The organism is Kitasatospora sp. NPDC028961, assembly GCF_055564815.1.
Genome location: NZ_JBVHVO010000001.1, coordinates 751,866 through 778,797, shown reverse-complemented (window position 1 = coordinate 778,797; position 26,932 = coordinate 751,866). Strand labels below are relative to the sequence as shown.

The window sequence follows — 26,932 nt, the reverse complement described above, 5'->3', positions numbered from 1 at the left end:
TGAGGGGTGACCGCCCGGCGGTTCAGGGACCGTCGACTCAGCCGGTGTAGGGGCCGTAGTCGTAGTCGTCCAGCGGGACCGCCTGGCCGGAGCCGGCGCCGAAGGGCGACAGGTCGTAGTCGTCGTAGCCGACGGCCGAGTACATCGCGGCCTTGGCCTCCTCGGTCGGCTCGACCCGGATGTTGCGGTAGCGGGGCAGACCCGTACCGGCCGGGATGAGCTTACCGAGGATGACGTTCTCCTTGAGGCCCAGCAGCGGGTCCGACTTGGCGTGGATCGCCGCGTCGGTGAGGACCCGGGTCGTCTCCTGGAAGGAGGCGGCCGACAGCCAGGACTCGGTGGCCAGCGAGGCCTTGGTGATACCCATCAGCTGCGGACGGCCGGAGGCGGGGTGACCGCCCTCGGAGACCACACGACGGTTCTCGGTCTCGAAGCGGCCGCGCTCGACGAGCTCGCCCGGGAGCAGCTCGGCGTCGCCCGACTCGATGATCGTCACGCGGCGCAGCATCTGCCGGATGATGATCTCGATGTGCTTGTCGTGGATCGACACGCCCTGCGAGTTGTAGACCTTCTGGACCTCGGCGACCAGGTGGATCTGGACGGCACGCTGGCCCATGATCCGCAGCACGTCGTGCGGGTTGGTGGCACCCATGGTCAGCTTCTGGCCGACCTCGACCGCCTCGCCCTCGCTGACGAGCAGCTTCACACGCTTCGAGACCGGGTAGGCGATCTCGTCGGTGCCGTCGTCCGGCGTGACGACCAGCTTGCGGGTCTTCTCGGTGTCCTCGATGCGGACCCGGCCCTGCGCCTCCGAGATCGGGGCCACACCCTTGGGGGTACGGGCCTCGAAGAGCTCGACGACACGGGGCAGACCCTGCGTGATGTCGTCACCGGCCACACCACCGGTGTGGAAGGTACGCATGGTCAGCTGGGTACCGGGCTCACCGATGGACTGGGCGGCGATGATGCCGACCGCCTCACCGATGTCGACCAGCTTGCCGGTGGCCAGCGAGCGGCCGTAGCAGAAGGCACAGGTGCCGACGGCCGACTCACAGGTCAGGATCGAGCGGGTCTTGACCTCGCTGATGCCGTGGCGGATCAGCTCGTCGATCAGCACGTCACCGAGGTCGGTGTTGGCGGTGGCGAGGAGCTTGCCGTCCACCGTGATGTCCTCGGCCAGCATGCGGGCGTAGACGCTGGTCTCGACGTCGTCCGTCTTGCGCAGGACGCCGTTCTCGACCGTGCCGATCGCCAGCTTGAGGCCGCGCTCGGTGCCGCAGTCCTCCTCGCGGATGATGACGTCCTGCGAGACGTCGACCAGACGACGGGTGAGGTAGCCGGAGTCGGCGGTACGCAGCGCGGTGTCGGCCAGACCCTTACGGGCACCGTGGGTCGAGATGAAGTACTCGAGAACGGTGAGGCCCTCACGGAACGACGCCTTGATGGGACGCGGGATCGTCTCGTTCTTGGCGTTGGACACCAGACCACGCATACCGGCGATCTGACGCATCTGCATCATGTTTCCACGAGCACCCGAGTCGACCATCATGAAGATGGGGTTCGTCTTCGGGAAGTTCGCGTTCATGGCCTCGGCGACCTCGTTGGTCGCCTGGGTCCAGATGCCGATGAGCTCCTGCTTGCGCTCGTCGTTGGTGATCAGGCCGCGCTCGTACTGACGCTGGACCTTCTCCGCCTTCGCCTCGTAGCCCTCGAGGATCTGGGGCTTGCTCGGCGGGACGACGACGTCGGAGATCGAGACCGTGACACCCGAGCGGGTGGCCCAGTGGAAGCCGGCCGCCTTCAGGTTGTCCAGGGTCGCCGCGACGACGACCTTGGGGTAGCGCTCCGCCAGGTCGTTGACGATCGCGGAGAGCTGCTTCTTGCCCACCTCGTAGTCGACGAACGGGTAGTCCTCGGGCAGCAGCTCGTTGAAGAGCGCGCGGCCCAGGGTGGTCTTCAGGCGGAAGGACTCGCCCTCGAACCAGTTCGACTGACCGTCCTCGTCGACCGGCGGGGTCCAGCCACGGGGCGGGACGGTGCCGATCGGCAGGCGGATGTCGATGACGGCCTGGACGTCCAGCTCCTTGGCGTCGAAGGCCATGACGGCCTCGGCGGTCGAGGAGAAGGAGCGGCCGGCGCCCTTGACGTTGTCGCGGTCCGAGGTCAGGAAGAACAGACCCAGCACCATGTCCTGGGTCGGCATGGTGACGGGGCGACCGTCGGCCGGCTTCAGGATGTTGTTCGAGGACAGCATCAGGATGCGGGCCTCGGCCTGCGCCTCCGCGGAGAGCGGCAGGTGGACGGCCATCTGGTCACCGTCGAAGTCCGCGTTGAACGCGGTGCAGACGAGCGGGTGGATCTGGATGGCCTTGCCCTCGACCAGCTGGGGCTCGAAGGCCTGGATGCCGAGGCGGTGCAGGGTGGGTGCGCGGTTCAGCAGCACCGGGTGCTCGGCGATGACCTCTTCGAGCACGTCCCACACGACCGGGCGGGCACGCTCGACCATGCGCTTGGCCGACTTGATGTTCTGCGCGTGGTTCAGGTCCACCAGGCGCTTCATCACGAACGGCTTGAAGAGCTCCAGCGCCATGGCCTTGGGCAGACCGCACTGGTGCAGCTTGAGCTGCGGGCCGACGACGATGACCGAACGGGCCGAGTAGTCGACTCGCTTGCCGAGCAGGTTCTGACGGAAACGACCCTGCTTGCCCTTCAGCATGTCGCTGAGGGACTTCAGCGGGCGGTTGCCGGGGCCCGTGACCGGGCGACCACGACGGCCGTTGTCGAACAGCGCGTCGACGGCCTCCTGGAGCATGCGCTTCTCGTTGTTCACGATGATCTCGGGGGCACCGAGGTCGAGAAGGCGCTTCAGGCGGTTGTTGCGGTTGATCACGCGGCGGTACAGGTCGTTCAGGTCGGAGGTCGCGAAGCGGCCACCGTCCAGCTGCACCATCGGACGCAGGTCCGGCGGGATGACCGGGACGCAGTCCAGCACCATGCCGTTGGGCTTGTTGGTGGTCTGCAGGAACGCGGAGACGACCTTGAGGCGCTTCAGCGCACGGGTCTTCTTCTGGCCCTTGCCGGTGCGGATGATCTCGCGCAGGCGCTCGGACTCCTCCGCCAGGTCGAAGGTCTCGAGGCGGTCCTTGAGGGCCGCCGCGCCCATCGAGCCGGAGAAGTAGGTGCCGAAGCGGTCGCGCAGCTCGCGGTAGAGCAGCTCGTCGCCCTCCAGGTCCTGGACCTTGAGGTTCTTGAAGCGGGCCCACACCTCGTCGAGGCGGTCGAGCTCGCGCTGCGCGCGGTCGCGCAGCTGCTTCATCTCGCGCTCGGCACCCTCGCGCACCTTGCGGCGCACGTCGGCCTTGGCGCCCTCGGCCTCCAGCTCGGCCAGGTCGGTCTCGGCCTTCTTGGCACGGGCTTCGAGGTCGGAGTCGCGGCGGTTCTCGATCTGCTGGCGCTCGACCGAGACGTGCGCCTCCAGGGACGGGAGGTCGCGCTGGCGACGCTCGTCGTCCACCCAGGTGATCATGTAGGCGGCGAAGTAGATGACCTTCTCGAGGTCCTTCGGCGCCAGGTCGAGCAGGTAGCCCAGGCGGGACGGGACACCCTTGAAGTACCAGATGTGGGTGACCGGGGCGGCCAGCTCGATGTGGCCCATCCGCTCACGGCGCACCTTGGCGCGGGTCACCTCGACGCCGCAGCGCTCACAGATGATGCCCTTGAAGCGGACGCGCTTGTACTTACCGCAGTAGCACTCCCAGTCCCGGGTCGGACCGAAGATCTTCTCGCAGAAGAGTCCGTCCTTTTCGGGCTTCAGGGTGCGGTAGTTGATGGTCTCCGGCTTCTTGACCTCGCCGTGCGACCACTGGCGGATGTCGTCGGCGGTGGCCAGGCCGATGCGGAGCTCGTCGAAGAAGTTGACGTCAAGCACTGGTCGTCAAGCCCTCTTTCGTAAGTCGAGAGTCGTTCATGTGGTCTGAGGGGGGCCTGGGGGCGGGCCGGCTCCCAGTGGTGAAGAGCCGGCCCTGCCTCCGTCAGACCTCTTCGACGCTGCTCGGCTCGCGCCGGGACAGGTCGATGCCGAGCTCCTCGGCGGCGCGGAACACGTCCTCGTCGGAGTCCCGCATCTCGATGGACTGGCCGTCCGAGGACAGCACCTCCACGTTGAGGCAGAGCGACTGCATTTCCTTGATGAGCACCTTGAAGGACTCGGGAATGCCGGGCTCGGGGATGTTCTCGCCCTTGACGATGGCCTCGTAGACCTTCACGCGGCCGAGAACGTCGTCGGACTTGATGGTGAGGAGTTCCTGCAGCGCGTAGGCGGCGCCGTACGCCTCAAGGGCCCACACCTCCATCTCACCGAAGCGCTGACCACCGAACTGCGCCTTACCACCCAGCGGCTGCTGGGTGATCATCGAGTACGGGCCGGTCGAACGGGCGTGCAGCTTGTCGTCGACCAGGTGGTGCAGCTTGAGGATGTACATGTAGCCGACCGAGACCGGCATCGGGAACGGCTCGCCGGAGCGGCCGTCGAACAGCCGGGCCTTACCGGTGGAGTTCACCAGGCGCTCACCGTCACGGGTGAGGGTGGTGTTGTCCAGCAGGCCGGTGATCTCGTCCTCGCGGGCGCCGTCGAAGACCGGGGTGGCGAGGTTGGTGCCGCCCTGGACGGTGTCGGCGCCGATCGCCTGGAGGCGCTGGGCCCACTCGTCGGCGAGGCCGGAGACGTCCCAGCCCTGCTTGGCGAGCCACCCGAGGTGGATCTCCAGGACCTGTCCCGGGTTCATTCGGGACGGGACACCCAGCGGGTTGAGGATGATGTCGACCGGGGTGCCGTCCTCCAGGAACGGCATGTCCTCGACCGGCAGGATCTTCGAGATGACGCCCTTGTTGCCGTGACGGCCGGCGAGCTTGTCACCGTTGGTGATCTTGCGCTTCTGGGCCACGTAGACGCGGACCAGCTGGTTGACGCCCGGGGGCAGCTCGTCGCCCTCTTCGCGGTCGAAGACGCGGACGCCGATGACCTTGCCGGACTCACCGTGCGGCACCTTCAGCGAGGTGTCGCGGACCTCGCGGGCCTTCTCACCGAAGATCGCGCGGAGCAGGCGCTCCTCCGGGGTCAGCTCGGTCTCGCCCTTGGGCGTGACCTTGCCGACCAGGATGTCACCGGTGACGACGTCGGCGCCGATCCGGATGATGCCGCGCTCGTCGAGGTCGGCGAGGACCTCCTCGGAGACGTTCGGGATGTCCCGGGTGATCTCCTCGGGGCCGAGCTTGGTGTCACGGGCGTCGACCTCGTGCTCCTCGATGTGGATCGAGGAGAGGACGTCGTCCTGCACGAGGCGCTGCGACAGGATGATCGCGTCCTCGTAGTTGTGACCCTCCCACGACATGAACGCCACGAGCAGGTTCTTGCCGAGGGCCATCTCGCCCTCGTCGGTGCACGGACCGTCGGCCAGCACCTGGTTGACCTCGACCCGGGCGCCCTCGTCCACGAGCACCTTCTGGTTGAAGGCGGTGCCCTGGTTGGAGCGGGTGAACTTGGCGGCGCGGTACGTGGTGTACGTGCCGTCGTCGTTGGCCACGGTGACGTAGTCGGCCGAGACCTCCTGGACGACACCGGCCTTCTCGGCGGTGATGACGTCCGCGGCGTCGACGGCGCAGCGGTACTCCATGCCGGTGCCGACCAGCGGAGCCTCGCTCTTCAGCAGCGGCACCGCCTGGCGCATCATGTTCGAGCCCATGAGCGCGCGGTTGGCGTCGTCGTGCTCGAGGAACGGGATCATGGCGGTCGCGACCGACACCATCTGGCGCGGCGAGACGTCCATGTAGTCGATCTCGGTGCCCGGGATGTAGTCGATCTCGCCGCCACGGCGGCGGACCAGGACACGCGGCTCGGCGAAGGTCAGCTCCGCCGTCAGCGGGGCGTTGGCCTGCGCGATGACGTAGCGGTCCTCCTCGTCGGCCGTGAGGTAGTCGACCTGCTCGGTGACGACACCCTCGATGACCTTGCGGTACGGGGTCTCGATGAAGCCGAACGCGTTGACCCGGCCGTACGAGGCCAGCGACCCGATCAGACCGATGTTCGGGCCTTCCGGGGTCTCGATCGGACACATGCGCCCGTAGTGCGAGGGGTGCACGTCACGGACCTCGAAGCCGGCGCGCTCACGGGAGAGACCACCGGGGCCGAGGGCGGACAGACGGCGCTTGTGGGTCAGGCCCGACAGCGGGTTCGTCTGGTCCATGAACTGCGACAGCTGGCTGGTGCCGAAGAACTCCTTGATGGAGGCGACGACCGGCCGGATGTTGATCAGGGTCTGCGGCGTGATCGCCTCGACGTCCTGGGTGGTCATGCGCTCGCGCACGACGCGCTCCATACGGGCGAGACCCGTACGGACCTGGTTCTGGATGAGCTCGCCGACGTTGCGCAGACGACGGTTGCCGAAGTGGTCGATGTCGTCGACCTCGACCACGATGTCGCGGCCCTCGGTGTCACGCCACTCGGTCTCGCCCGCGTGCAGCTTCACCAGGTACTTGATCGCACCGATGATGTCGGGCTCGGTGAGCACGCCGGAGTCCAGCGACTCCGCGTTGCCCAGCTTGCGGTTGACCTTGTAACGGCCGACCTTGGCGAGGTCGTAGCGCTTCGGGTTGAAGTAGAGGTTCTCCAGAAGCGTCTGCGCGGCCTCGCGCGTGGGCGGCTCGCCCGGGCGCAGCTTGCGGTAGATGTCGAGCAGCGCGTCGTCCTGGCCCTGGGTGTGGTCCTTCTCCAGGGTGGCGCGCATCGACTCGTACTCGCCGAACTCCTCGAGAATCATCTCGTTGGTCCAGCCGAGCGCCTTGAGCAGCACGGTGACGGACTGCTTGCGCTTGCGGTCGATGCGGACGCCGACCATGTCGCGCTTGTCGATCTCCATCTCCAGCCAGGCACCACGCGAGGGGATGACCTTGCAGGAGTAGATGTCCTTGTCGGACACCTTGTCCAGGGTGGAGTCGAAGTACACACCCGGGGAGCGGACGAGCTGCGAGACGACGACACGCTCGGTGCCGTTGATCACGAACGTGCCCTTGTGGGTCATGAGCGGGAAGTCGCCCATGAAGACCGTCTGAGACTTGATCTCACCGGTCTCGTTGTTGGTGAACTCGGCCGTGACGAAGAGCGGGGCCGCGAACGTGAAGTCGCGGTCCTTGCACTCGTCAATGGAGTTCTTCGGCGGCTCGAAACGGTGGTCGCGGAAGGTCAGCGACATCGACCCACTGAAGTCCTCGATCGGCGAGATCTCTTCGAAGATCTCCTCCAGACCGGACTTGGTGGGGACGTCCTGACCACTCTCCAGGGCCGCCTCGACCCGGGCCTTCCAGGCCGCGTTGCCGAGCAGCCAGTCAAAGCTCTCGGTCTGCAGGGCCAGGAGGTTCGGGACCTCGAGGGGCTCCTTGATCTTCGCGAACGAAACGCGGAGCGGGGCGGTGGATGCGGCGGAATTGTTCGAGGCGTTGCGCGGCGCGGCCAAGAGGGGGGTCCTTCCGAGGGCTCGGAGCTCACTGCGCGCGTACCGGCCGGGCCTGGAAAGGCTTGGTCCCACCTCCCTCGCCACTGGCCTCTGCCGGGTCGTGAAACCCGAGGTCAGAGCCGTTTTGCGGAGGCGGTGCCAGACCCCTTCAGGGCAACGCAAACTCCGGGCGACGAGTCACGGAGCAGCTAACAGGCAGCGCAAAGGGACAGTGTAGCCAAACGGCACACTGCTGTCCAGCTCTGATTCGGAAACCGAATCGGAGACTCCTCCCGGTAGCCGGCGGACGCGAACGCCCACCGGGTACTGCACTGGCCCGGACACCGCCGGGCCGCCTCGACTCACGTGGAGTCACTTCCCTCCGGAGCCGCTGGTTATGCATCCACCAGCGAACCAACCGGGGCGGACTCGCGCCACGAGAATCGCGCGCCGCGCCCGGTTCGTCAAGGGCCCGCCTCCGGCACGGACCTCGACCCGTCCATCGCCCTGGACCCGCCCGGCGTTACAGAAGCCGTGGTGAGGGCCACTCTCGATGACAGCGATCACCATACCCGCCCGCACCGACGGTGCCGAGTGCGCTCTCGGCCACTCCGGTGCCGCCGGGTCGCGGGGGCCGCCGCGGAGCCGCCACGGCCCGTCGGCGACCCGCTCCGGACGCCTCTGCCCGGCCCCCGGCGCCGGCGCCCGGTCCGGAGCCTCCCGGGGCCCGGGAGGGTCCGGGAACACGAAAAAGGCCGGGCCGACCACCCGCGAGGGTGATCGGCCCGGCCCGTGGCATCCTCCGCCCTCAGTGAGGGCGTGCGGCTGCCTCCCGGCCCTCAGGGCCGGGGAGGAGTCACTTGACGGTGACCTTGGCGCCAGCGGCCTCGAGGGCAGCCTTGGCCTTCTCGGCAACGTCCTTGGCAACCTTCTCCAGGACCTTGGCACCAGCGGTGTCAACGAGGTCCTTGGCCTCCTTCAGGCCGAGGGAGGTCAGGGTGCGCACCTCCTTGATGACCTGGATCTTCTTGTCGCCGGCACCGTCGAGGATGACGTCGAACTCGTCCTGCTCCTCAACAGCCTCGACCGGGGCAGCGCCACCGGCGGCGGCAACGGCGACCGGAGCGGCAGCGGTGACGTCGAACTTCTCCTCGAACGCCTTCACGAAGGCGGCGAGCTCGATGAGGGTGAGCTCCTCGAACTGCGCGAGCAGCTCGTCCTGGGTCAGCTTCGCCATGATTGGCGTCCTTCCACTAATTCGGCAGGTGGTGCCGTATGTACGGGTTGGCGGGCGTACGGGCCCGCAGCGAGGCGTGAGCCTGCGGAATTACTCCGCGGCCTCGTCCTCGGCGGCGGGAGCCGGCGTACCGGCACCGCCCTGCTCGACCTTGTCGCGCAGCGCGTCCACAGTGCGGACGAGCTTCGACGGCAGGGCCTGGAAGAGCGCGGCAGCCTGGGACTGCTTGCCCTTCAGCGCGCCGGCCAGCTTGGCGAGCAGCACCTCGCGGGACTCGAGGTCCGCGAGCTTCTTGATCTCATCGGCGGTCAGCGCCTTACCGTCAAGGACACCGCCCTTGATGATGAGAGCGGGGTTCTCCTTGGCGAAGTCACGCAGAGCCTTCGCCGACTCCACCGGGTCACCGGTGACGAAGGCGACAGCCGTCGGACCGGCGAACAGGTCGTCGAGCTCCGTGATCCCGGCCTCATTGGCCGCAATCTTGGTCAGCGTGTTCTTCACCACGGCGTACTGGGCGTTGTCACCCAGCGAGCGACGCAGGGTCTTAACCTGCTTCACCGTCAGACCGCGGTACTCGGTCAGCACGGCCGCGTTCGAGGCACGGAACTGCTCCGTGATCTCGGCGACGGCGGCAGCCTTGTCGGGCCTAGCCATAGGCTTACGCCTCCTTCCGTGATGTCGAAGTCAGGCCGACCGCGAAAGTCGACCATTCGAACCTCGGACCACCGGACGGAAGGAAAGCTCCTGCGGAAAAGCAGATGAGCCCCGGTGCGCAGGCGCACGGGGCTCAGTTCGACCTCGACGGGTCCACGTGCGAACACGGGGGTCCCGGAAGTCCAAGCTCCAAACAATCCTGCGCGGGCTGCCTGCGACGAATCGCAGATCCTTCGGTCTCCGCGCCCCTTGCGAGTGCACGGCGACAACCAGCGGTCTTTGGCTTCGGTAACACTAGCCGGACTCGGCCGTCCGGGGCAAATCGCCCACCCGGGGCCCTCAGCGGGCCAGCGGGGAGATGCTTCGGGTGCCCACGTCCACGGTGTCCGCCTCGGCCGGGGCCTGCACCGAGAGGGTGCCGGCGAAGTCGCTGTAGAGCACCGCGTCGTCCGCCCGGCCGCTCGCCCCGGTGCCCGTGCGCTGCAGCCGGACCAGCTGGTCCTTGTCGTTCAGCCACAGGTCCAGGGTCAGCGAGACCGAGCCGCCGGGGGCCAGCGCGGCCCGCAGGCCGTCCCGGCGGGCCTGGCCCAGCTGGACCTGGGCGGCCGCGTAGCGCTCGGCGTCGGTGGTGACCCGGAAGTGCTCGACCGCCGAGTCCTCGAACTTCTCCTCGCCGAGGTACTGCGCCTCGATCCCGTCGGCGGTCGCGGCGGCCAGCGCCTCGACCGGGTTCAGCAGGTCGATCAGCCCGGCGTAGGGGATCTCCCGGTGGCCGTCCGCGGTCGGCGCCACGGAGAACCGCTCCCAGTGCCGGCCGGCCTGCCGGGCCGCGGTGGCCGCGTCACCGCCCTGGTACGCCACGGTGTCCACGACGATCAGCTGCTCGGCCTCGGCCGAAGTGGACCGTTTGACCTGGAGCGCGGTCTTCGGCTGCCAGAACAGCGGGCCGGAGCCGGCGTCCGCCCCCAGCCGGTAGCTGACCTTGGCCCGGCGGGCGGTCTGCATGGTGAGCTGGGCGGAGAGCAGGACGCCGTGCGGCGACCGGTCGGTGGGCTTGGCCGGCCCGGTCGCGGCGACGGTGCTCGGCGACGGGGTGCCGGACGGCACCGGCGAGGCGCCCCCGCCGCTGCCGCACGCGGTGAGACCGCTCGCCAGGAGCACCGCGGCCGTGATGGCCGCCAGTCGCTGCCGCACCGCCATGCCCCCTCTCCTTCCGTCCGGTCACCACTGCGGCGGTCCCGCTGCGGGCCGCCCCGTCCCCGGCCGCCGTGGACCGGCCGTGCTGTTCCAGCCACCTTGCCACCAGGGACCGGACCGACCTGCGGCGACCCCCTCGGCCCGTCGGGCGGTGTCGCCGGCGCCCGGTGGGGTCAGCTGCGGAAGACCTTGGCGAAGTCGGCCCCCTTGCCGACGTCGCCCGCGGCCGGTGCCTCGATCTTGGGCGCGGCGCCGAGGCCCGAGTAGGTGACGGTGACGGCCGAGGACTCGCCGCCCTTGTCGCCGTACTCCCGGAGCTGGACGAGCTCCTGCTTGTCGTTGATCCAGAAGTCCACGGTCAGCGTGCTGCCGCCGGTGTCGAGCGTCTGGCGGACGGCCGCGCGCTGGTCGCCGCCGAGCGCGCTCAGGCTGTCGGCCAGCTTGGCGACCTCCTCGACGGCGCGGTAGTGGGTGGTCTGGACCCCGCCGACCGCCTCCGCGCCGACCTTGGTGAGCTTGCCGCCCTGGGCCGCCGCCGACAACTGGAGGACCGGGTTCGTCAGTTGCGCGACGGTCAGGAACATCACCGACATCGAGCCGACGACCGGGTCCTTCGGCTCGATCCTGGCCCAGTGCTTCCCGCCCAGCACGGCCGTGGTCTGCAGGCCTCCGCCGAGGTAGACCTCGTCACCGATGATCCTCGCCCTGGTGCCCGACTCGGTCTTGGCCGCGACGTCGACGACGGTCCGCTGCTGCCATTCGGCGGTACCGGCCATCGGGCCGGCCTCGACGGTCAGCGCGAGCGAGCCGTTGCCGGCCCGCTGCATCACCACGGCCGAGGCGGCCAGCGCCGCGCGCGGGTCGAGTCCCGCCGCGGCGCCGGCGATGGCGTCACCGGCCGCCTTGGTGCCGGTCGTACCGTCGCTGCCGCAGGCCGCCAGCCCGGCGGCCAGGACGGTCGCCGCGACCGTGACGCACGCATGGCGCAGAACGCGCATAAGGAGCCCCCCAAAGACCTGATCATCAGAAAATACCCAGCGGACTCTAATGGATCACCGGGCGCCTCCCCCACCGCGTGCGGTGGCGCCGCCTAGCCCGCGGGGGCCGGGCTCTCGGTGCCCGTCCCGAGCTCGGAGACGTCCGTCGTGGTGACCACGGTTCCGGCGCTGCCCACGGCGGTGGCGCGCAGCCGCAGCAGGCGGTCGCCGGGCGCGATCCAGACGTCGTACCCGATGGCGGTCACGCCGCGCTCCCGGTAGTAGCCGAGGACCACCGCGAGCCGCTCGGGGGTGAGGCCCTGGTCCGCGGCGAAGTACTCGGCCACCGGCGCGCTCCCCTGGTAGTGCGCCACGGTGGTGCCGGCGAGCTCCTCCCCGCCGAGCGAGGTGAGCCGGCCGGCCAGTGCCATGGTGTGCGCCGAGTCGCCCGGGTTGGATATCAGCCCGGTCATCCAGCCGCCCGCGTAGCCGCCCGCGCCCGGGGCGGCCCGCGGGTCGAGCGACTCGGCCTCGGCCCGCTCGGCGCGCAGCGGCGCCGCCCCCTCGTACCCGAGGTCGACCGTGCCGTCCTGGCTGCGCAGCCGGCCGGTGCCGCGCTCGTCGGTGACGGCCAGCTCGGCCGCGTCCCGGGGGCCCCAGACCACGGTGCCGGCGGCGGTGCGCCGCCCGGCCGGGCCCTCCTCGACCGTCCGCACCCGCGCGCCGCCGGTGTCGTCCAGCGTCTGGGTGGCCGAGAGCAGCACCTGCTTGGGCGGGCGGACCGTCGCGGGTGTGCCCAGCGGCGTGCGGTCCCCCGAGACCGCCAGCAGGCTGCACGCCGTCAGGCCGCTGGCGAGCACCAGGAGGGCCGCCCCCCAGGCGGCGGGGCGAAGGGCGGGCGGCACGGCACACTCCGGCGGTCGGCTTCGGTCGGGCATCGATCAGATGATCGGACCGGCCGAGCGTACGACGAGCCGCCCGGGAGTTCCCCACCGCCGGGATCTCGATCCGGACACGACGACGGGCCCGCACCCCCGGTGAGAGGGTACGGGCCCGTCGTGCGGACTACTGCTGCGCCCAGGACGCGGCTACCGGTCGGAGCTCAGGGCTCAGACGGAGGCCGGGTCCTCCTCGACCAGGAGGTTGCGGGTGCGGTTCGGGTCCACCAGGATGCCGGGGCCGATCGTGGTGCTGATCGCGGTCTTCTTGATGTAGCGACCCTTGGCGGCGGACGGCTTGGCGCGGAGCACCTCGTCCAGCGCGGCGGCGTAGTTCTCGACCAGCTGCTCGTCGGTGAAGGAGGCCTTACCGATGATGAAGTGCAGGTTCGAGTGCTTGTCGACGCGGAACTCGATCTTGCCGCCCTTGATCTCGTTCACGGCCTTGGCCACGTCCGGGGTCACGGTGCCGGTCTTCGGGTTCGGCATCAGGCCACGGGGACCGAGCACGCGGCCCAGGCGGCCGACCTTGCCCATGAGGTCCGGGGTGGCGACGACGGCGTCGAAGTCGAGGCGGCCCTTGGCGACCTCGTCGATGAGCTCGTCGGAGCCGACGATGTCGGCGCCCGCAGCACGCGCGGCCTCGGCACGCTCGCCGGTCGCGAAGACCAGGACCCGAGCGGTCTTACCGGTGCCGTGCGGGAGGATCACGGTGCTGCGGACCATCTGGTCGGCCTTGCGCGGGTCGACGCCCAGACGCATGGCGACCTCGACGGTGCCGTCGAACTTGGTGGTGCTGGTCGCCTTGGCGAGGCGGATGGCCTCGAGGGGGGCGTAAAGGCGCTCGCGGTCGACCTGTGCGTCCGCGGCCTTCAGAGCCTTGCTGCGCTTCACTGCTGCTCCTGAATGGGGAATGGAGTCGTGGTATGGACGGGCCGCGCAGGCCCTACCACAAGGACGAGAAGGGTGATCAGCCCTCGACCGTGATGCCCATCGACCGGGCGGTGCCGGCGATGATCTTGGACGCGGCGTCCAGGTCGTTGGCGTTCAGGTCGGGGAGCTTGACCGTGGCGATCTCGCGGACCTGGGCGGCCGTGAGCTTGGCGACCTTGGTCTTGTGCGGCTCGGCCGAACCCTTGTCCACGCCCGCGGCCTTCAGGATGAGGCGCGCGGCCGGCGGCGTCTTCGTGATGAAGGTGAAGGAACGGTCGTCGTAGACCGTGATCTCCACCGGCACGATCATGCCGCGCTGCGACTCGGTCGCGGCGTTGTAGGCCTTGCAGAACTCCATGATGTTGACGCCGTGCTGACCCAGCGCGGGGCCGACCGGCGGCGCCGGGTTGGCCGCACCGGCGTTGATCTGGAGCTTGATAAGCCCCGTGACCTTCTTCTTCTTGGGAGGCATTTCTCTCCGGGTCCTTCCGAGAGGTGATTGCTGGTGCGTGCGGAACCGGGGCGACACCCAGCCGCCAGCACACACATCGGACCAGGCTAACGCGGATGCGCCGCTGGACCAAAACGACTTCGGGGCGGGGCCGAAGCCCCGCCCCGAACCCGAGGACTCGTCCGAGTCCCCCGCGGCCGTACTAGTTCTTCTGGATCTGGTCGAAGGAGAGCTCGACCGGGGTCTCCCGGCCGAAGATCTCGACCAGGCCCTTGACCTTCTTCGAGTCCGGGTTGATCTCGTTGATCGTCGCCTGGAGGGTGGCGAAGGGGCCGTCGGTGACGGTGACCGAGTCGCCGACCTCGAAGTCCAGGACCTGGATCTCGCTGGGCTTGACCGGCGACGGCTTGCCGGCGTCCTTGGCCGCCTGGCGCTCGACGTCGGGGGCGAGCATCTTGACGACCTCGTCCAGCGTCAGCGGGTACGGGTCGTAGGCGTTGCCGACGAAGCCGGTGACACCGGGGGTGTTGCGCACGACGCCCCAGGACTCCGGGGTGAGGTCCATGCGCACCAGCACGTAGCCGGGGAGCTTGTTCTGGCGGATGGTCTTGCGGTCGCCGTTCTTGATCTGGACGACCTCCTCCTGCGGCACCTCGGCCTGGAAGATGTACTCCTCGACGTTGAGGGAGACCGCGCGCTGCTCCAGGTTCTGCTTCACCCGGTTCTCGTAGCCGGCGTAGGTGTGGATCACGTACCACTCGCCGGGCATGAAGCGCAGGTCCTCGCGGAACTTGGCGACCGGGTCGACCTCGACGGCCTCCTCGGCGGCTTCCTCCTCGGCCTCCGCCTCGGCGCCGGCCTCGTCCGCCGCCTCGTCCTCGTCCTGGTCCTCGGCGGCCTCGGTGTCCTCGGCGTCGAGCTCCTCGGCGGACTCCGCGTGCAGCGCGGCCTCCTCGGCGGGCTCGCCGGCCTCGGCCTCGTCGTCCGCCGCGACCTCGTCCTCGTCGCTGTCCGCGGCGTCCACGATCTGCTCGGCGGCCTCGGCTTCGTCAGCCAGCTCGGCCGCGTCCAGCTCGGCGGCGACATCCGCCTCGCGGACGGTCTCGTCGGCGTCGTACAGGGGGGACTCAGACACGGTGGCTGCTTCTTTCCTGGAGATGGTGAAGGTGGCGCGCTCCGGGACCTTTCCGGCGCCGCTCTGCTTCACACGGGCGCCAGGAGATGACTCGGAGACTTCAACAGTACCGAGTCAACGGTAGCGGCCTCGTACGTCCGGCGCCGACAGCTCGACCCGGGCCGAAGAATCGGCCCGGGTCGGGAAGCTGTTTCGAAGGTGGGACCGCTCGGTCAGCCGAAGACCCAGAGGCTGAGCTTCGAGAAGCCGTAGTCGAGGCCGGCGACGAACGCCATCACGACCACGACGAACACGACCACCACGGTGGTGTAGTTGACCAGCTCGTTGCGGGAGGGCCAGACGACCTTGCGCAGCTCCGCGATGATCTGGCGGTAGAACAGCGCGAGCCGGGCGAAGGCGCCCTTCTTGGCACGCTTGCCGGACTTCTTGTCCGCGCGGCCTGCCCGCTTGCGGTCGCGGCGCGACTGCCCCTCGTCCCCGCCCTCGGCAGGCGTGGTCTCGTCAGCGCCGTCGGCACCCTCGGGGTTGCCGCTCTCAGGCGTTGCGGTGGAGCCCGTGGTCTCCGTCACTCGTCCTCACCTGAATCCGGGTCCTGCCGAGCATCACCTGCGTGCCCGAGAGGGCACGAGCGGCCGGCTAAAGCGGTGCTGTTCGGAGCCCTCTCCGCATCAAGCCCGCTCGCTCTGTGGAGCGAACGGGCTGAATACGGATCAAGCAGCAGGGCAAGAGGGACTTGAACCCCCAACCGCCGGTTTTGGAGACCGGTGCTCTACCAATTGAGCTATTGCCCTACGGTGCCTCTCGGCCCCTGTAGCGACCACCAACCTACCGCATCTCCCGCCGCTGCATGCACAGGCGGTGGAAGCGTGGCTTCTCGGTGGCCGTCGAGGAGTGAGTGTACGTGGTCGAGAGGCATTTGGTCGAACCTCTTCTTTCACGTCCGACCACCGAACCGGCCGCCTGACGACCACGGACCGGCCCCGCTCGGGCCACCATCCGGACGAGCCCGTACATATGGTGAAACCCCCATGCCCGGTCCGTCCCGGTTCTGCGACCATGCAGGCATGAGCGCTTCCACCCCGCAGCCCGACAGTTCCGTCCGCCCCGCCGACCGCCGGGTCTCCGCCCGGATCGGCGCGATCGCCGAGTCCGCGACCCTCGCCGTGGACGCCAAGGCCAAGGCCCTCAAGGCGGCCGGCCGGCCGGTCATCGGCTTCGGCGCCGGCGAGCCGGACTTCCCCACCCCGGACTACATCGTCGAAGCCGCCGTCGAGGCCTGCCGCGACCCGAAGAACCACCGCTACACCCCGGCCGGCGGCCTGCCGGAGCTGAAGGCCGCGATCGCCGCCAAGACGCTGCGCGACTCCGGCTACCAGGTGGACGCCTCCCAGGTGCTGGTGACCAACGGCGGCAAGCAGGCGATCTACGAGGCCTTCGCCGCGATCCTCGACCCGGGCGACGAGGTCATCGTCCCGGCCCCGTACTGGACCACCTACCCGGAGTCGGTGCAGCTGGCCGGCGGTGTGCCGGTGGAGGTCGTGGCCGACGAGACCACCGGCTACAAGGTCTCGGTCGAGCAGCTGGAGGCCGCCCGCACCGAGAACACCAAGGTGGTGCTCTTCGTCTCGCCGTCCAACCCGACCGGCGCGGTCTACACCGAGGCCGAGGCCCGGGCCATCGGCGAGTGGGCCCTGGAGCACGGCCTCTGGGTGCTGACCGACGAGATCTACGAGCACCTGGTCTACGGCGACGCGAAGTTCACCTCGCTGCCGGCCCTGCTGCCCGAGCTCGCGGACAAGACCATCGTGGTCAACGGCGTGGCCAAGACCTACGCCATGACCGGCTGGCGGGTGGGCTGGCTGATCGCCCCCAAGGACGTCGTCAAGGCCGCGACCAACCTGCAGTCGCACGCCACCTCGAACGTCTCCAACGTCGCGCAGCGCGCCGCGCTCGCCGCCGTCAGCGGTGACCTCGCCGCCGTGCACGAGATGCGCACCGCCTTCGACCGGCGCCGCAGGACCATCGTGAAGATGCTGAACGAGATCGAGGGCGTCCTCTGCCCCGAGCCCGAGGGCGCGTTCTACGTCTACCCGTCGGTCAAGGGCCTGCTGGGCAAGGAGATCCGCGGCAGCCGTCCGCAGAGCTCCGCCGAGCTGGCCGCGCTGATCCTGGACGAGGTCGAGGTCGCGGTCGTCCCCGGCGAGGCCTTCGGCACCCCGGGCTACCTGCGGCTCTCCTACGCGCTCGGCGACGCCGACCTGGTCGAGGGCGTCGGCCGGATGCAGAAGCTGCTCGCCGAGGCCACCGCCTGACGGTCCCGACCGTCCCGCTCCACCGCGGACCGCCCCCTTTTCACCCCTTCGGGGGACGGGAAGGGGGCGGTTCCCGTATCGGGGCCCGATACGGCAGTATCGGCGAATGGAACGCCTGCTGAATCCGCGAGACGTCAGGGACCTCCCCAAGGCCCACCTGCACCTGCACTTCACCGGCTCGATGCGCCCCGCCACCCTGCTGGAGCTGGCCGACAAGCACGGCGTCCGGCTGCCGGAGGCGCTCAGCTCCGCCGAGCCGCCCAGGCTGCGGGCCACCGACGAACGCGGCTGGTTCCGCTTCCAGCGCCTCTACGACACCGCCCGCTCGGTGCTGCGCGACGAGTCCGACATCCGCCGCCTGGTGCTGGAGACCGCCGAGGACGAGCGGCGGGACGGCTCGCGCTGGCTGGAGATCCAGGTCGACCCGACCTCGTACGCGCCCCGGCTGGGCGGTCTGATCCCCGCCCTCGAACTGATCCTGGACGCGGTGGAGCAGGCCGCCGGGGCGACCGGCGTCGGGATCCGGGTGCTGGTCGCGGCCAACCGGATGAAGTCCCCGATGGACGCCCGGACGCTGGCCCGGCTGGCCGTCCGCTACACCGACCGGGGCGTGGTCGGCTTCGGCCTCTCCAACGACGAACGGCGCGGCTTCGCCCGGGACTTCGACCGGGCCTTCGACATCGCCCGCAAGGGCGGGCTGCTGGCCGCCCCGCACGGCGGCGAACTGGCCGGGCCCGAGTCGGTCCGGGACTGCCTGGACGACCTGGGCGCCGGCCGGATCGGCCACGGCGTCCGGGCCGCCGAGGACCCCCGGCTGATGCAGCGGCTGGCCGACCGGCAGGTCACCTGCGAGGTCTGCCCGTCCTCCAACGTCTCGCTGGGCGTCTACGAGCGGGCCGAGGACGTCCCGCTGCGGCGGCTGTTCGACGCGGGCGTCCCGCTGGCGCTGGGCGCCGACGACCCGCTGCTGTTCGGCACCCGGCTGGCCGCCCAGTACGAGCTGGCCCGCGACGTGCTCGGCTTCTCCGACGCCGAACTCGCCGAGCTGGCCCGCCAGTCGGTGCGGGGCTCACGCGCGCCGGACAGCGTCCGCAAGGAGCTGCTGGCGGACATCGACGGCTGGCTCGGGGACGGCACCACCCCGGGGGTGGCGGCCGCCCGGGGCTTCCCGGCCGACCGGCACCCGGGCCGCGCCGCCGGCTAGAGCTCGACGCCCACCATCACCGGCTCGTTGACCAGCTCCACGCCGAACGCGGACCGGACGCCGTCGCGGATCTCGCGGGCCAGCGCCAGCAGGTCCTCGGCGGTGGCCGCGCCGCGGTTGGTCAGGGCCAGGGTGTGCTTGGTGGAGAGGGTGGCCGGGCCGCTGCCGTACCCCTTGCCGAAGCCGGCCTTGTCGATCAGCCAGGCCGCCGAGGTCTTGGTCCGGCCGTCCGGCGCCGGGTAGGCGGGGGCGGTGAGCTCTCGCGCGGCCGCCAGCGCCAGGAAGGCGGCGTACTGCTCGGCGGTCAGCACCGGGTTGGTGAAGAAGGAGCCCGCCGACCAGGTGTCGTGGTCGGCCGCGTCGAGCACCATGCCCTTGCCCGCGCGCAGCGTCAGCACGGCGTTCCAGGCGGTGGTGAGGTCGACCCGCTCGCCCGGCAGCACGCCCAGGTGCCGGGCCGTCTCGGCGTAGGCGACCGGGGTGGAGAGCCCGCCGCCGTCCTCCAGGCCGAAGCGGACCCGGAGCACGACGTAGCGGTCCGGGTCGGCCTTGAAGCGGCTGTGCCGGTAGGAGAAGCCGCACTCGGCGTTGGTGAGGGTGACCACCCGGTCGGTCCGGCGGTCGTAGGCGACCACCTCGGTGATCGACTGGGCGACCTCCTGGCCGTACGCGCCCACGTTCTGGACCGGGGTGGCGCCGGCCGAGCCGGGGATCCCGGCCAGGAACTCGATCCCGGCGAGGCCGTGCTCCAGCACGGTCCTGGTCACCGCGTCGGCCCACACCTCACCGGCCGCGAGTTCCAGGGTGGTGCCGTCCAGCACGAAGCCGGTGGTGGCGATCCGCAGCACCGTCCCGGCGAAGCCGGCGTCGCCGATCACCAGGTTGGAGCCGCCGCCGAGGACCAGCAGCGGCTCGCCGGCCGCGTCGGCCTCCCGGACGGTGGCGATCACGTCCTCGTCGGTCTGCGCGGTCACCAGCCGGCGGGCGGGACCGCCGAGCCGCAGGGTGGTCAGCGGGGCGAGGGGGGCGTCGAGTTCTACCAGCACGCCCCCAGCGTACGGGGAGGGGCCGGTCCGCCCCTCCCCGCCGGGCGCTCGGGCTCCGGGCGCTCAGGCCAGCCGGACGACGGCGCGGGACATGCCCAGCACCTTCAGGCCGCCGAAGGTCGCCAGCAGGTCGACCTGCACCTTCCGGTCGTCCAGCAGCTTGGCGACCTTGCCGGTCACCTCGATCACGGAGCCGACGCCGTCGTTGGGCACCGTCACCGGCCGGGTGAAGCGCACGCCGTACTCGACCACCGCGCCCGGGTCGCCGACCCAGTCGGTGACCACCCGGACCGCCTCGGCCATGGTGAACATGCCGTGCGCGATGACGTCGGGCAGGCCGACCTCCAGCGCGAACTTCTCGTTCCAGTGGATCGGGTTGAAGTCCCCGGAGGCGCCCGCGTACTGCACCAGCGTGGCGCGCGTCACGGGGAAGGACCGCGCCGGCAGCTCGGTGCCGACCGCGACCTCGTCGTAGCTGATCGCCATGGTGTTACTCCCCCGCCTCGTCGGCGGCCCGGGCCACCAGGGTCATGACCGACGTCACCACGTGCTCGCCGGTCGCGTCCGTCACCTCGCCGCGCACCGTGAGCACGTCGTTGCCCGCGAGCGACTTGATGTTGTCGATGGTCACCGCGACGGAGAGCCGGTCGCCGGCCCGCACCGGGCGGGTGTAGACGAACTTCTGGTCACCGTGCACCACGCGGCTGTAGTCCAGGCCCAGCTGCGGGTCCTCCACCACCTGGCCGGCGGCCCGGTAGGTGAGCACGAACGGGAAGGTCGGCGGGGCGATGACGTCCGGGTGGCCGAACGCCTTGGCCGCCTCCGGGTCGGTGTACGCCGGGTTGGCGTCGCCCACGGCGACGGCGAACTCGCGGATCTTCTCCCGGCCGACCTCGTACGGCTCGGTGGGCGGGTACGTCCGCCCGATGAAGGAGGGGTCGAGTGCCATGGCAGCTCCTCAAGAGCTTGGTGAATGACGAAAAAGACTCCGGGCCGCACCCTGTGAGGGGTACGGCCCGGAGTCGTAGACCTGTGATCACACAGGCCCGCGGACACGCGACAGGGTCAGCGGGTCTCGCGGTGCGCGGTGTGCGAGTTGCAGCGGGGGCAGTGCTTCTTCATCTCAAGACGGTCCGGGTCGTTACGCCGGTTCTTCTTGGTGATGTAGTTCCGCTCCTTGCACTCCACGCAGGCCAGCGTGATCTTCGGGCGGACATCGGTGGCAGCCACGGGAGTGCCTTCCTTGGACATTGAATAAGAACACAACAAGAGTAGCCGACCGGGAGTGCGATCTCCCGACCGACTACGCGGGGTAGCGGTGACCGGACTTGAACCGGTGACACAGCGATTATGAGCCGCTTGCTCTACCAACTGAGCTACACCGCCACAGTGATCCGGAGCACAGCCGAAGCTGACTCCTTCTCACCAGAGCCCCCATGCGGAATCGAACCGCAGACCTTCTCCTTACCATGGAGACGCTCTACCGACTGAGCTATAGGGGCGAACGAGGAAGAGATTACACGTTCCGCGCCCAGAGGTGAAATCCGTATCCCGGCGCGAAGACCGCAGGTGGGCGAGGTGCACGGGCGAACGATCGAAGGCAGGGCGTTCGATCGGCCCCGGTGGGGCGCGGCCCGACCCGATACGACTATTGCCCGCGTCCCCGCACCCCGTGCCCCCGCGCCATAGGCTCGTCGCTCATTGATCGGGACGGGCCGGGGATCCGCACCGGCCGGCGCGAGGGAGGAACCGGGCGATGGACAGCGCACCCTCCGACGGGCCCCACCCCGGGTCCGGGCCGGCCGCCAATCCGCTGGGGCACGGCCCCGTCCTGCTGCTCACCGACGCCCGGCTCGCCGACGGCCGGGTGGTGGACGTACGGATCAGCGGCGACCGGATCCAGGCCGTCGGCACCACCGGCAGCCTCGGCCCGCTGCCGGCCCTGCCCGGTGCCCCCACCACGACCACCGGGGCCCGGATCGACCTCAAGGGCTATCTGCTGCTGCCGGCCCCCGCCGAGGCGCACGCCCACTACGACGTCGCCTTCTCGGCCGCGCTGCCCGCACCGCCGCCGGAGACCTCCGGCGACCTGACCCGCCGGGTCACCGAGGCCGCGCTCACCTCGCTGGGCTACGGCGCCACCGCGCAGCGCACCCACGTCCGGATCGGCGACGTGCACGGGCTGCGCCGGCTGGAGGCGGTGCTCACCGCCCGGCAGGCGCTGCGCGGCCTGGCGGAGCTGCAGGCGGTCGCGATGCCCCGGCTGCTCACCGGTCTGGCCGGCGCGGACGGCCGGGCCCAGCTGCGCGACGCGCTCAAGCTCGGTGCCACCGCGGCCGGCGGCTGTCCGGAGCTGGACCCTGACCCGGCCGGGTACGTCCAGGTGCTGCTGGAGGCCGCCCGGGAGGCGGACTGCCCGGTGGACCTGCACACCACCGGGGCCGACGCGGCGCAGCTGGCCCGGCTGGCGAGCGCGCTCGCCCCGCTGCGGCCCCGGGTGGTGCTCGGCCCGTGCGGCGCGCTGGCGCCGGGCGGGCCGGCGGTGCTGGCCAGCAGCGGCGTCCGGGTGGTCTGCCTGCCGCAGAACGGCGGCTGCAGCGGTCTGGAGGGCCGGGCCGCCGGGATGCGGCCGGGGCTGCCGCGGGAGCTGGCGCAGGCCCGGGTACCGCTCTCGGCCGGCAGCGGCTCGCTGCGGGACCCGGCCAACCCGGTGGGCCGGGCCGATCCGCTGGAGGCCGCCTACCTGCTGGCGGCGAGCGGGGTGCTGGACGTGGAGGAGGCGTACGACGCGGTGGCCAACCAGGCCCGGGCGGCGCTCGGGCTGCCGCCGGTCCGGGTGGACGCCGGGTTCCCGGCGGAGCTGCTGGCGGTGCGCGGGGACAGCCTGGCGGGGGCGCTCGCGGGCGGGCACAGCCGGCTGGTGGTGCACAGCGGTCGGATCGTCAGCCGGACCAGTGCCGTGCGGGAGTTCGCCGACACGGTGGCGCTGGCGCTGCCGCGGCAGTCGGGGAGCACGGGCGGGGGCTGAGTGGCGGGCCGGCGGCGGCCCGACCAGGGCGGCTGAGCAGGGCCGAGCAGGGCGGCCGAGCAGGGCCGAGCGGGTGACAGGGGCGCGCGTCGTTGGTCGCGCGCCCCTCCCCCACCGGTCGGCCGCCGAGGCGGCGGAGCGGTCCCGGCATCCCCCACATGGAGCAGGGCCGCTCGCTCACCGACGACGCTACGCCCGCCGACCGCCCCGTCCGGCCCGTCCTGACGCCCTCCTGTCGCCCGACGGCCCGCCCTTGACGCTCCGTTGACGCGCGGCCGTCGGGGCGCCGCCGCCGTCCCGGCGTCAGGGCTCGTACCGGTAGCCGAGACCGGGCTCGGTGATCAGGTGGCGCGGCCGGGCCGGATCGCGTTCCAGCTTGCGGCGCAGCCCCGCCAGGTAGACCCGCAGGTAGTTGCCGCGCCCCTCCTGCGCCGGGCCCCAGACCTCGCGCAGGATCCGCCGGCCGGGCACCAGGCGGCCGGGGTCGGCGAGCAGCAGCGCCAGGATCCGCCACTCGGTGGGGGTGAGCCGGACCGGGCCGTCCGGGCCGGTCACGGTGGTGGCGGCGAGGTCCACGGTGTGGGCGCCGATCACCCGCGCGGCCGGGGCCGGGCCGCCCGGCGGACGGCGCAGGACGGCGCGCAGCCGGGCCAGCAGTTCCTCCATCAGGAACGGCTTGGTGAGGTAGTCGTCGGCGCCGGCGTCCAGGGCGCCCACCTTGTCGGCCGCGCCGGTGCGGCCGGAGAGCACGATGATCGGTACGGCGCTGCGGCTGCGCAGGCCCCGGATGACGTCCAGGCCGTCCAGGTCGGGCAGGCCCAGGTCGAGCAGGACGGCGTCGGGCGAGGTCCGGGCGGCGCGGTCCAGGGCCTCGCCGCCGCTGGCGGCCGTCCGGACGGCGTACCGGCGGGCGCTCAGGTTGATCCGCAGGGTGCGCAGCAGCGCCGGTTCGTCGTCGACGACCAGGATCTCGCTCATGCGGGCGCTCCTCCCGGGTGGGCGGCGGGCAGGGTGAGCAGCATGGTGGTGCCGCCGCCGGGGGTGTCCTCGACCTCCAGGCCGCCGCCCATGGCCTCGGCGAGGCCGCGGGAGAGGGCGAGGCCGAGGCCGACGCCGGTGGTGTTGTCGGTGTCGCCGAGGCGCTGGAAGGGCAGGAAGACGCGGTCGCGGTCCTCGGCGGCGATGCCGGGGCCGCGGTCGATCACCCTGACCTCGACCCGGTCGCCGAGGTGGCTGGCGGCGACCAGGACCGGGGTGCCGGGGGCGGTGTGGCGCAGGGCGTTGGCGATGACGTTGGCCAGGACGCGCTCCAGCAGCGGCGGGTCGACCAGGACGGCCGGGACGCCTGCCTCGATGTCGAAGGTGAGGTCGAGCGGCCGTACCGGCGCGTACGGGTCGGGGAGGGTGTCCAGGGCCCGGGGCAGGATCTCGTCCAGGTGGGTCTCGGCGAGGTGGAGGGTGAGGGCCCCGGCCTGGAGGCGGCTCATGTCGAGCAGGTTGTCCACCAGCCGGGTGAGCTTGACCAGGGACTCGTCGGCGGTGGCGAGGAGTTCGGCCCGGTCCTCGGCGGAGAACTCGACGTCGGGGCTGCGCAGCGAGCCGACCGAGGCCAGGGCGGCGGCCAGCGGGGTGCGCAGGTCGTGGCTGACGGCGGCGAGCAGGGCGGTGCGCATCCGGTCGGCGGCCCTGATCGGTTCGACCTCGGCGGCCACCACGGCGAGCCGGTCGCGTTCCAGCGCGGCGGCCACGTGGGCGGCGAACGCGGTGAGGACGCGCTGGTCGGCGGCGGGCAGCCGGCGGCCGGTGAGCGCCAGCAGGGCGTCGGCGCCGACCGGGACCTCGGTGGTCTCGCCGGGCCCGGCGGGCCCGCCCTCGCCGTCGCAGCGGGCCAGCACCGCGCCGCCGGTGCGTTCCAGCAAGGCGACGGAGTCCATCCCGAAGGCCGTCCGGGACTTCTCCAGCAGGGCGGGCAGGGCGTCGGCGCCGCGCAGCACGCTGCCGGCCAGGGTGGAGAGGGTCTCGGCCTCGGCGGTGGCCCGGGCGGCCCGGGTGGTGAGCCGGCCCGCGTGGTCGACCACGGTGGAGACGGTGAGCGCGACGGCGGCGAACACCAGCAGGGCGACGAGGTTGTTGGTCTCGCCGATGGTCAGGGTGTGCAGGGGCGGGATGAAGAAGTAGTTCAGCAGCAGCGAGGCGACGAGGGAGGCCAGCAGGGCCGAGGTGGCGCCGCCGAGGAGGGCGACGACGACCACGCCCAGCTGGAAGATCAGCGCGTCGGTGGTCAGGTTGACGGTGCCGTGGGACTGCGAGAGGCCGGCCGTCAGCAGCCAGGGCAGCACGAGTCCGGCGGCGTAGCCGGCGACGGCGCGGCGCCTGGAGTGGCGGCGGCCGAGCGGGGGCAGCCGGCCGCGGCCGGTGAACGCGTGGGTGACCATGTGGACGTCGATGTCCTCGGAGGCGTCCACGGTGGTCTCGCCGATGCCGGGGCCGGTGAGGAGCCGGGTGATCCGGCCGCGCCGGCTGGTGCCGAGGACGAGCTGGGTGGCGTCGTGGGCGCGGGCGAAGGCCAGCAGCGCGGTGGGGATGTCGTCGCCGACCACCACGTGGTAGCCGCCGCCCAGCGCCTCCACCAGCTGCCGCTGCTGGGCGAGCGCCCCCGAGGACGCCCCGGCCAGGCCGTCGCTGCGGGTGACGTGCACGGCGAGCAGGTCGCCGCCCGCCGTGCGGTCGGCGATCCGGGCGGCGCGGCGGATCAGCGTCTCGCCCTCGGGGCCGCCGGTGAGGGCGACCACCACCCGCTCGCGGGTCTCCCAGACGCGGTCGATGCGGTGGCTGGCCCGATAGTCGCGCAGCCCCTCGTCGACCCGCCCGGCCACCCAGAGCAGGGCGAGCTCGCGCAGGGCGGTGAGGTTGCCGACCCGGAAGTAGTTCGAGAGCGCGGCGTCCACTTTCTCCGCCCGGTAGACGTTGCCGTGGGCCATCCGGCGGCGCAGCGCCTGGGGGGCCATGTCGACGAGTTCGATCTGGTCGGCCCGGCGGACCACCTCGTCCGGGACGGTCTCGCGCTGGGGGATGCCGGTGATCTTCTGGACGACGTCGTTCAGCGATTCCAGGTGCTGGACGTTGACGGTGGTGATGACGTCGATCCCGGCGGCCAGCAGCTCCTCGACGTCCTGCCAGCGCTTGGCGTGCCGGCCGCCGGGGACGTTGGTGTGCGCGAGCTCGTCCACCAGCACCAGGGAGGGGCGGCGGGCGAGCAGCGCGTCGAGGTCCATCTCCTCGAACTCGGCGTCCCGGTAGGACCGTCGGGCCCGGGGTGCGACGTCCAGGCCGTCGAGCATGGCCTCGGTGTGGCGGCGGCCGTGGCACTCGATGTAGCCGACCACCACCTCCGCGCCGCGGTCCTGTCTGCGCCTGGCCTCGTCCAGCATCCGGTAGGTCTTGCCGACACCGGGGGCGGAACCGAGGTACACCCTCAGCCGGCCGCGGCGGGGGCCGGTGCCGGGGGCGAGGTCGCGGGCCATGGGCGCTGCTCTTTCGTCTTCGTACGGGGGTCGGGGCGTGGTGCTTTCGTCTTCGTACGGGGGTCGGGGCGTGGTGCTTTCGTCTTCGTACGGGGGTCGGGGCGTACGGCGGCCGACCCGGGCGCGGGGTGGTGCCCCGGCCCGGGTCGGCCCGTCTCACGGTGCTGCCTGCCTGTCCGTCACTTCTGGTGCGCAAGAGCCGTGTTGAGGAGGACGACGTTGACTCCCGGCTGGCCGAGGAAGCCCAGCGAGCGGCCCTGGGTGTACCTGTCGATCAGCTTCTCCACCGTCTCCACCGGCAGGTTCCGGGCTGCGGCGACCCGGGCGGCCTGCTCCTCGGCGTAGGCGACCGAGATGTGCGGGTCGAGGCCCGAGCCGGAGGCGGTGACCGCGTCCACCGGCACCTTCGCCGGGTCGACGCCGTCGAACGCGGCGACCGCGGCGCGGCGGTCCTCGATCGCCTTGGCGAGGTCCTCGCTGTTCGGGCCCAGGTTGGAGGCGCCGGAGCTCTTCGGGTCGTACCCGCCGGCGGAGGGCCGGGGTTGGAACCACTTCGGGTCCGGCCGGGCCGCCTCGTTCTCGTCGCCGGGGTTCCGCTTGGGCAGGTCGTAGGTCTGGCCCAGCAGACTGGAGCCGACCTCCTTGCCGTCGGCCCTCACGATCGAGCCGTCGGCCTTGTCGGCGAAGGCGACCTGGCCGATGCCGGTGACCAGCAGCGGGTAGGCGAGGCCGAGGATCACCGTCATCACCAGCAGCATCCGCAGTGCGGTGAGGTGCGTGCGCACGGTGGTGGGCAGGGGCTTGGACAT

Annotated in this window: 21 protein-coding genes and 3 tRNA genes; 3 read left to right on the top strand and 21 right to left on the bottom strand. The window is 71.1% G+C overall.

The window, feature by feature from the left end; genetic code table 11:
• Positions 1 to 37: 37 nt before the first annotated feature.
• The 12 genes from ACZ4UX_RS03490 to ACZ4UX_RS03435 all read right to left on the bottom strand — a co-directional run bounded on the left by ACZ4UX_RS03490 (position 38) and on the right by ACZ4UX_RS03435 (position 15,800).
• Positions 38 to 3,928 carry a DNA-directed RNA polymerase subunit beta' gene (locus tag ACZ4UX_RS03490; RefSeq protein WP_329488164.1) on the bottom strand — a complete coding sequence of 1,297 codons (3,891 nt, stop codon included), beginning with the start codon at positions 3,926 to 3,928 and terminating at the stop codon, positions 38 to 40.
• Between the two features lie 103 nt (positions 3,929 to 4,031).
• Entirely contained in the window at positions 4,032 to 7,508 is a 3,477-nt protein-coding gene (rpoB, locus tag ACZ4UX_RS03485) for a DNA-directed RNA polymerase subunit beta (RefSeq protein ID WP_329488165.1), read from the bottom strand.
• 835 nt (positions 7,509 to 8,343) lie between these two features.
• Positions 8,344 to 8,724: a 50S ribosomal protein L7/L12 gene (rplL, locus tag ACZ4UX_RS03480; RefSeq protein WP_329488166.1), complete on the bottom strand. Its 381-nt coding sequence runs from the start codon at positions 8,722 to 8,724 to the stop codon at positions 8,344 to 8,346.
• A 90-nt stretch (positions 8,725 to 8,814) separates the two neighbouring features.
• Positions 8,815 to 9,378 (bottom strand): 50S ribosomal protein L10, encoded by a 564-nt coding sequence (gene rplJ / locus ACZ4UX_RS03475; protein ID WP_359803449.1) that lies wholly within the window; start codon positions 9,376 to 9,378, stop codon positions 8,815 to 8,817.
• 339 nt (positions 9,379 to 9,717) lie between these two features.
• A complete protein-coding gene (locus ACZ4UX_RS03470) occupies positions 9,718 to 10,578 on the bottom strand; it encodes an SCO4651 family lipoprotein (RefSeq protein WP_329488168.1) in 861 nt (286 codons plus the stop codon).
• A 170-nt stretch (positions 10,579 to 10,748) separates the two neighbouring features.
• Positions 10,749 to 11,573 carry an SCO4651 family lipoprotein gene (locus ACZ4UX_RS03465; RefSeq protein WP_465705272.1) on the bottom strand — a complete coding sequence of 275 codons (825 nt, stop codon included), beginning with the start codon at positions 11,571 to 11,573 and terminating at the stop codon, positions 10,749 to 10,751.
• A 92-nt stretch (positions 11,574 to 11,665) separates the two neighbouring features.
• Positions 11,666 to 12,457 carry a hypothetical protein gene (locus ACZ4UX_RS03460; protein WP_465705270.1) on the bottom strand — a complete coding sequence of 264 codons (792 nt, stop codon included), beginning with the start codon at positions 12,455 to 12,457 and terminating at the stop codon, positions 11,666 to 11,668.
• A gap of 204 nt (positions 12,458 to 12,661) precedes the next feature.
• Complete coding sequence (rplA, locus tag ACZ4UX_RS03455; protein ID WP_329488172.1) at positions 12,662 to 13,384, bottom strand: 50S ribosomal protein L1; 723 nt, start codon at positions 13,382 to 13,384, stop codon at positions 12,662 to 12,664.
• 76 nt (positions 13,385 to 13,460) lie between these two features.
• The gene (gene rplK, locus ACZ4UX_RS03450; protein ID WP_148644356.1) at positions 13,461 to 13,895 is read right to left on the bottom strand and encodes a 50S ribosomal protein L11; all 435 of its coding nucleotides are present in this window, start codon (positions 13,893 to 13,895) and stop codon (positions 13,461 to 13,463) included.
• A gap of 181 nt (positions 13,896 to 14,076) precedes the next feature.
• Complete coding sequence (gene nusG / locus ACZ4UX_RS03445; RefSeq protein WP_380382360.1) at positions 14,077 to 15,009, bottom strand: transcription termination/antitermination protein NusG; 933 nt, start codon at positions 15,007 to 15,009, stop codon at positions 14,077 to 14,079.
• A 212-nt stretch (positions 15,010 to 15,221) separates the two neighbouring features.
• Positions 15,222 to 15,578, bottom strand: a complete 357-nt coding sequence (secE, locus tag ACZ4UX_RS03440; protein ID WP_329488174.1) for a preprotein translocase subunit SecE — start codon at positions 15,576 to 15,578, stop codon at positions 15,222 to 15,224.
• Between the two features lie 149 nt (positions 15,579 to 15,727).
• Positions 15,728 to 15,800, bottom strand: a tRNA-Trp gene (locus ACZ4UX_RS03435).
• 273 nt (positions 15,801 to 16,073) lie between these two features.
• On the opposite strand from ACZ4UX_RS03435, the gene ACZ4UX_RS03430 reads away from it, so the two are divergent.
• Together ACZ4UX_RS03430 and ACZ4UX_RS03425 are read left to right on the top strand one after the other, a co-directional pair.
• The gene (locus ACZ4UX_RS03430) at positions 16,074 to 17,321 is read left to right on the top strand and encodes a pyridoxal phosphate-dependent aminotransferase (RefSeq protein ID WP_465705267.1); all 1,248 of its coding nucleotides are present in this window, start codon (positions 16,074 to 16,076) and stop codon (positions 17,319 to 17,321) included.
• 106 nt (positions 17,322 to 17,427) lie between these two features.
• Positions 17,428 to 18,525 carry an adenosine deaminase gene (locus ACZ4UX_RS03425; protein ID WP_465705265.1) on the top strand — a complete coding sequence of 366 codons (1,098 nt, stop codon included), beginning with the start codon at positions 17,428 to 17,430 and terminating at the stop codon, positions 18,523 to 18,525.
• On the opposite strand, the gene ACZ4UX_RS03420 is transcribed toward ACZ4UX_RS03425, so the two are convergent.
• The 6 genes from ACZ4UX_RS03420 to ACZ4UX_RS03395 all read right to left on the bottom strand — a co-directional run bounded on the left by ACZ4UX_RS03420 (position 18,522) and on the right by ACZ4UX_RS03395 (position 21,073).
• Complete coding sequence (locus ACZ4UX_RS03420) at positions 18,522 to 19,568, bottom strand: UDP-N-acetylmuramate dehydrogenase (protein ID WP_465705415.1); 1,047 nt, start codon at positions 19,566 to 19,568, stop codon at positions 18,522 to 18,524. The two genes, ACZ4UX_RS03425 and ACZ4UX_RS03420, sit on opposite strands and share 4 nt — an antisense overlap.
• A gap of 66 nt (positions 19,569 to 19,634) precedes the next feature.
• Complete coding sequence (locus ACZ4UX_RS03415) at positions 19,635 to 20,057, bottom strand: MaoC family dehydratase (RefSeq protein ID WP_329488178.1); 423 nt, start codon at positions 20,055 to 20,057, stop codon at positions 19,635 to 19,637.
• 4 nt (positions 20,058 to 20,061) lie between these two features.
• Positions 20,062 to 20,520 (bottom strand): MaoC family dehydratase N-terminal domain-containing protein, encoded by a 459-nt coding sequence (locus tag ACZ4UX_RS03410; RefSeq protein ID WP_329488179.1) that lies wholly within the window; start codon positions 20,518 to 20,520, stop codon positions 20,062 to 20,064.
• Positions 20,521 to 20,636: 116 nt separating this feature from the next.
• On the bottom strand, positions 20,637 to 20,801 hold the full coding sequence (gene rpmG, locus ACZ4UX_RS03405) for a 50S ribosomal protein L33 (RefSeq protein ID WP_006604855.1): 165 nt from the start codon (positions 20,799 to 20,801) through the stop codon (positions 20,637 to 20,639).
• Positions 20,802 to 20,884: 83 nt separating this feature from the next.
• Positions 20,885 to 20,957 (bottom strand) — tRNA-Met (locus ACZ4UX_RS03400).
• 43 nt (positions 20,958 to 21,000) lie between these two features.
• Positions 21,001 to 21,073, bottom strand: a tRNA-Thr gene (locus tag ACZ4UX_RS03395).
• Positions 21,074 to 21,327: 254 nt separating this feature from the next.
• On the opposite strand from ACZ4UX_RS03395, the gene ACZ4UX_RS03390 reads away from it, so the two are divergent.
• Positions 21,328 to 22,599 carry an amidohydrolase family protein gene (locus ACZ4UX_RS03390; RefSeq protein WP_359803437.1) on the top strand — a complete coding sequence of 424 codons (1,272 nt, stop codon included), beginning with the start codon at positions 21,328 to 21,330 and terminating at the stop codon, positions 22,597 to 22,599.
• 303 nt (positions 22,600 to 22,902) lie between these two features.
• Here the strand turns inward: ACZ4UX_RS03390 and ACZ4UX_RS03385 are convergent, their stop codons facing one another.
• From ACZ4UX_RS03385 to kdpC, 3 genes are all read right to left on the bottom strand, one after another.
• Complete coding sequence (locus tag ACZ4UX_RS03385) at positions 22,903 to 23,577, bottom strand: response regulator (RefSeq protein WP_329488182.1); 675 nt, start codon at positions 23,575 to 23,577, stop codon at positions 22,903 to 22,905.
• On the bottom strand, positions 23,574 to 26,123 hold the full coding sequence (locus ACZ4UX_RS03380) for an ATP-binding protein (RefSeq protein ID WP_465705263.1): 2,550 nt from the start codon (positions 26,121 to 26,123) through the stop codon (positions 23,574 to 23,576). The genes ACZ4UX_RS03385 and ACZ4UX_RS03380 overlap by 4 nt, the downstream gene beginning before the upstream one ends.
• Positions 26,124 to 26,302: 179 nt before the next feature.
• Positions 26,303 to 26,932 (bottom strand): potassium-transporting ATPase subunit KdpC, encoded by a 630-nt coding sequence (gene kdpC, locus ACZ4UX_RS03375; protein ID WP_465705261.1) that lies wholly within the window; start codon positions 26,930 to 26,932, stop codon positions 26,303 to 26,305.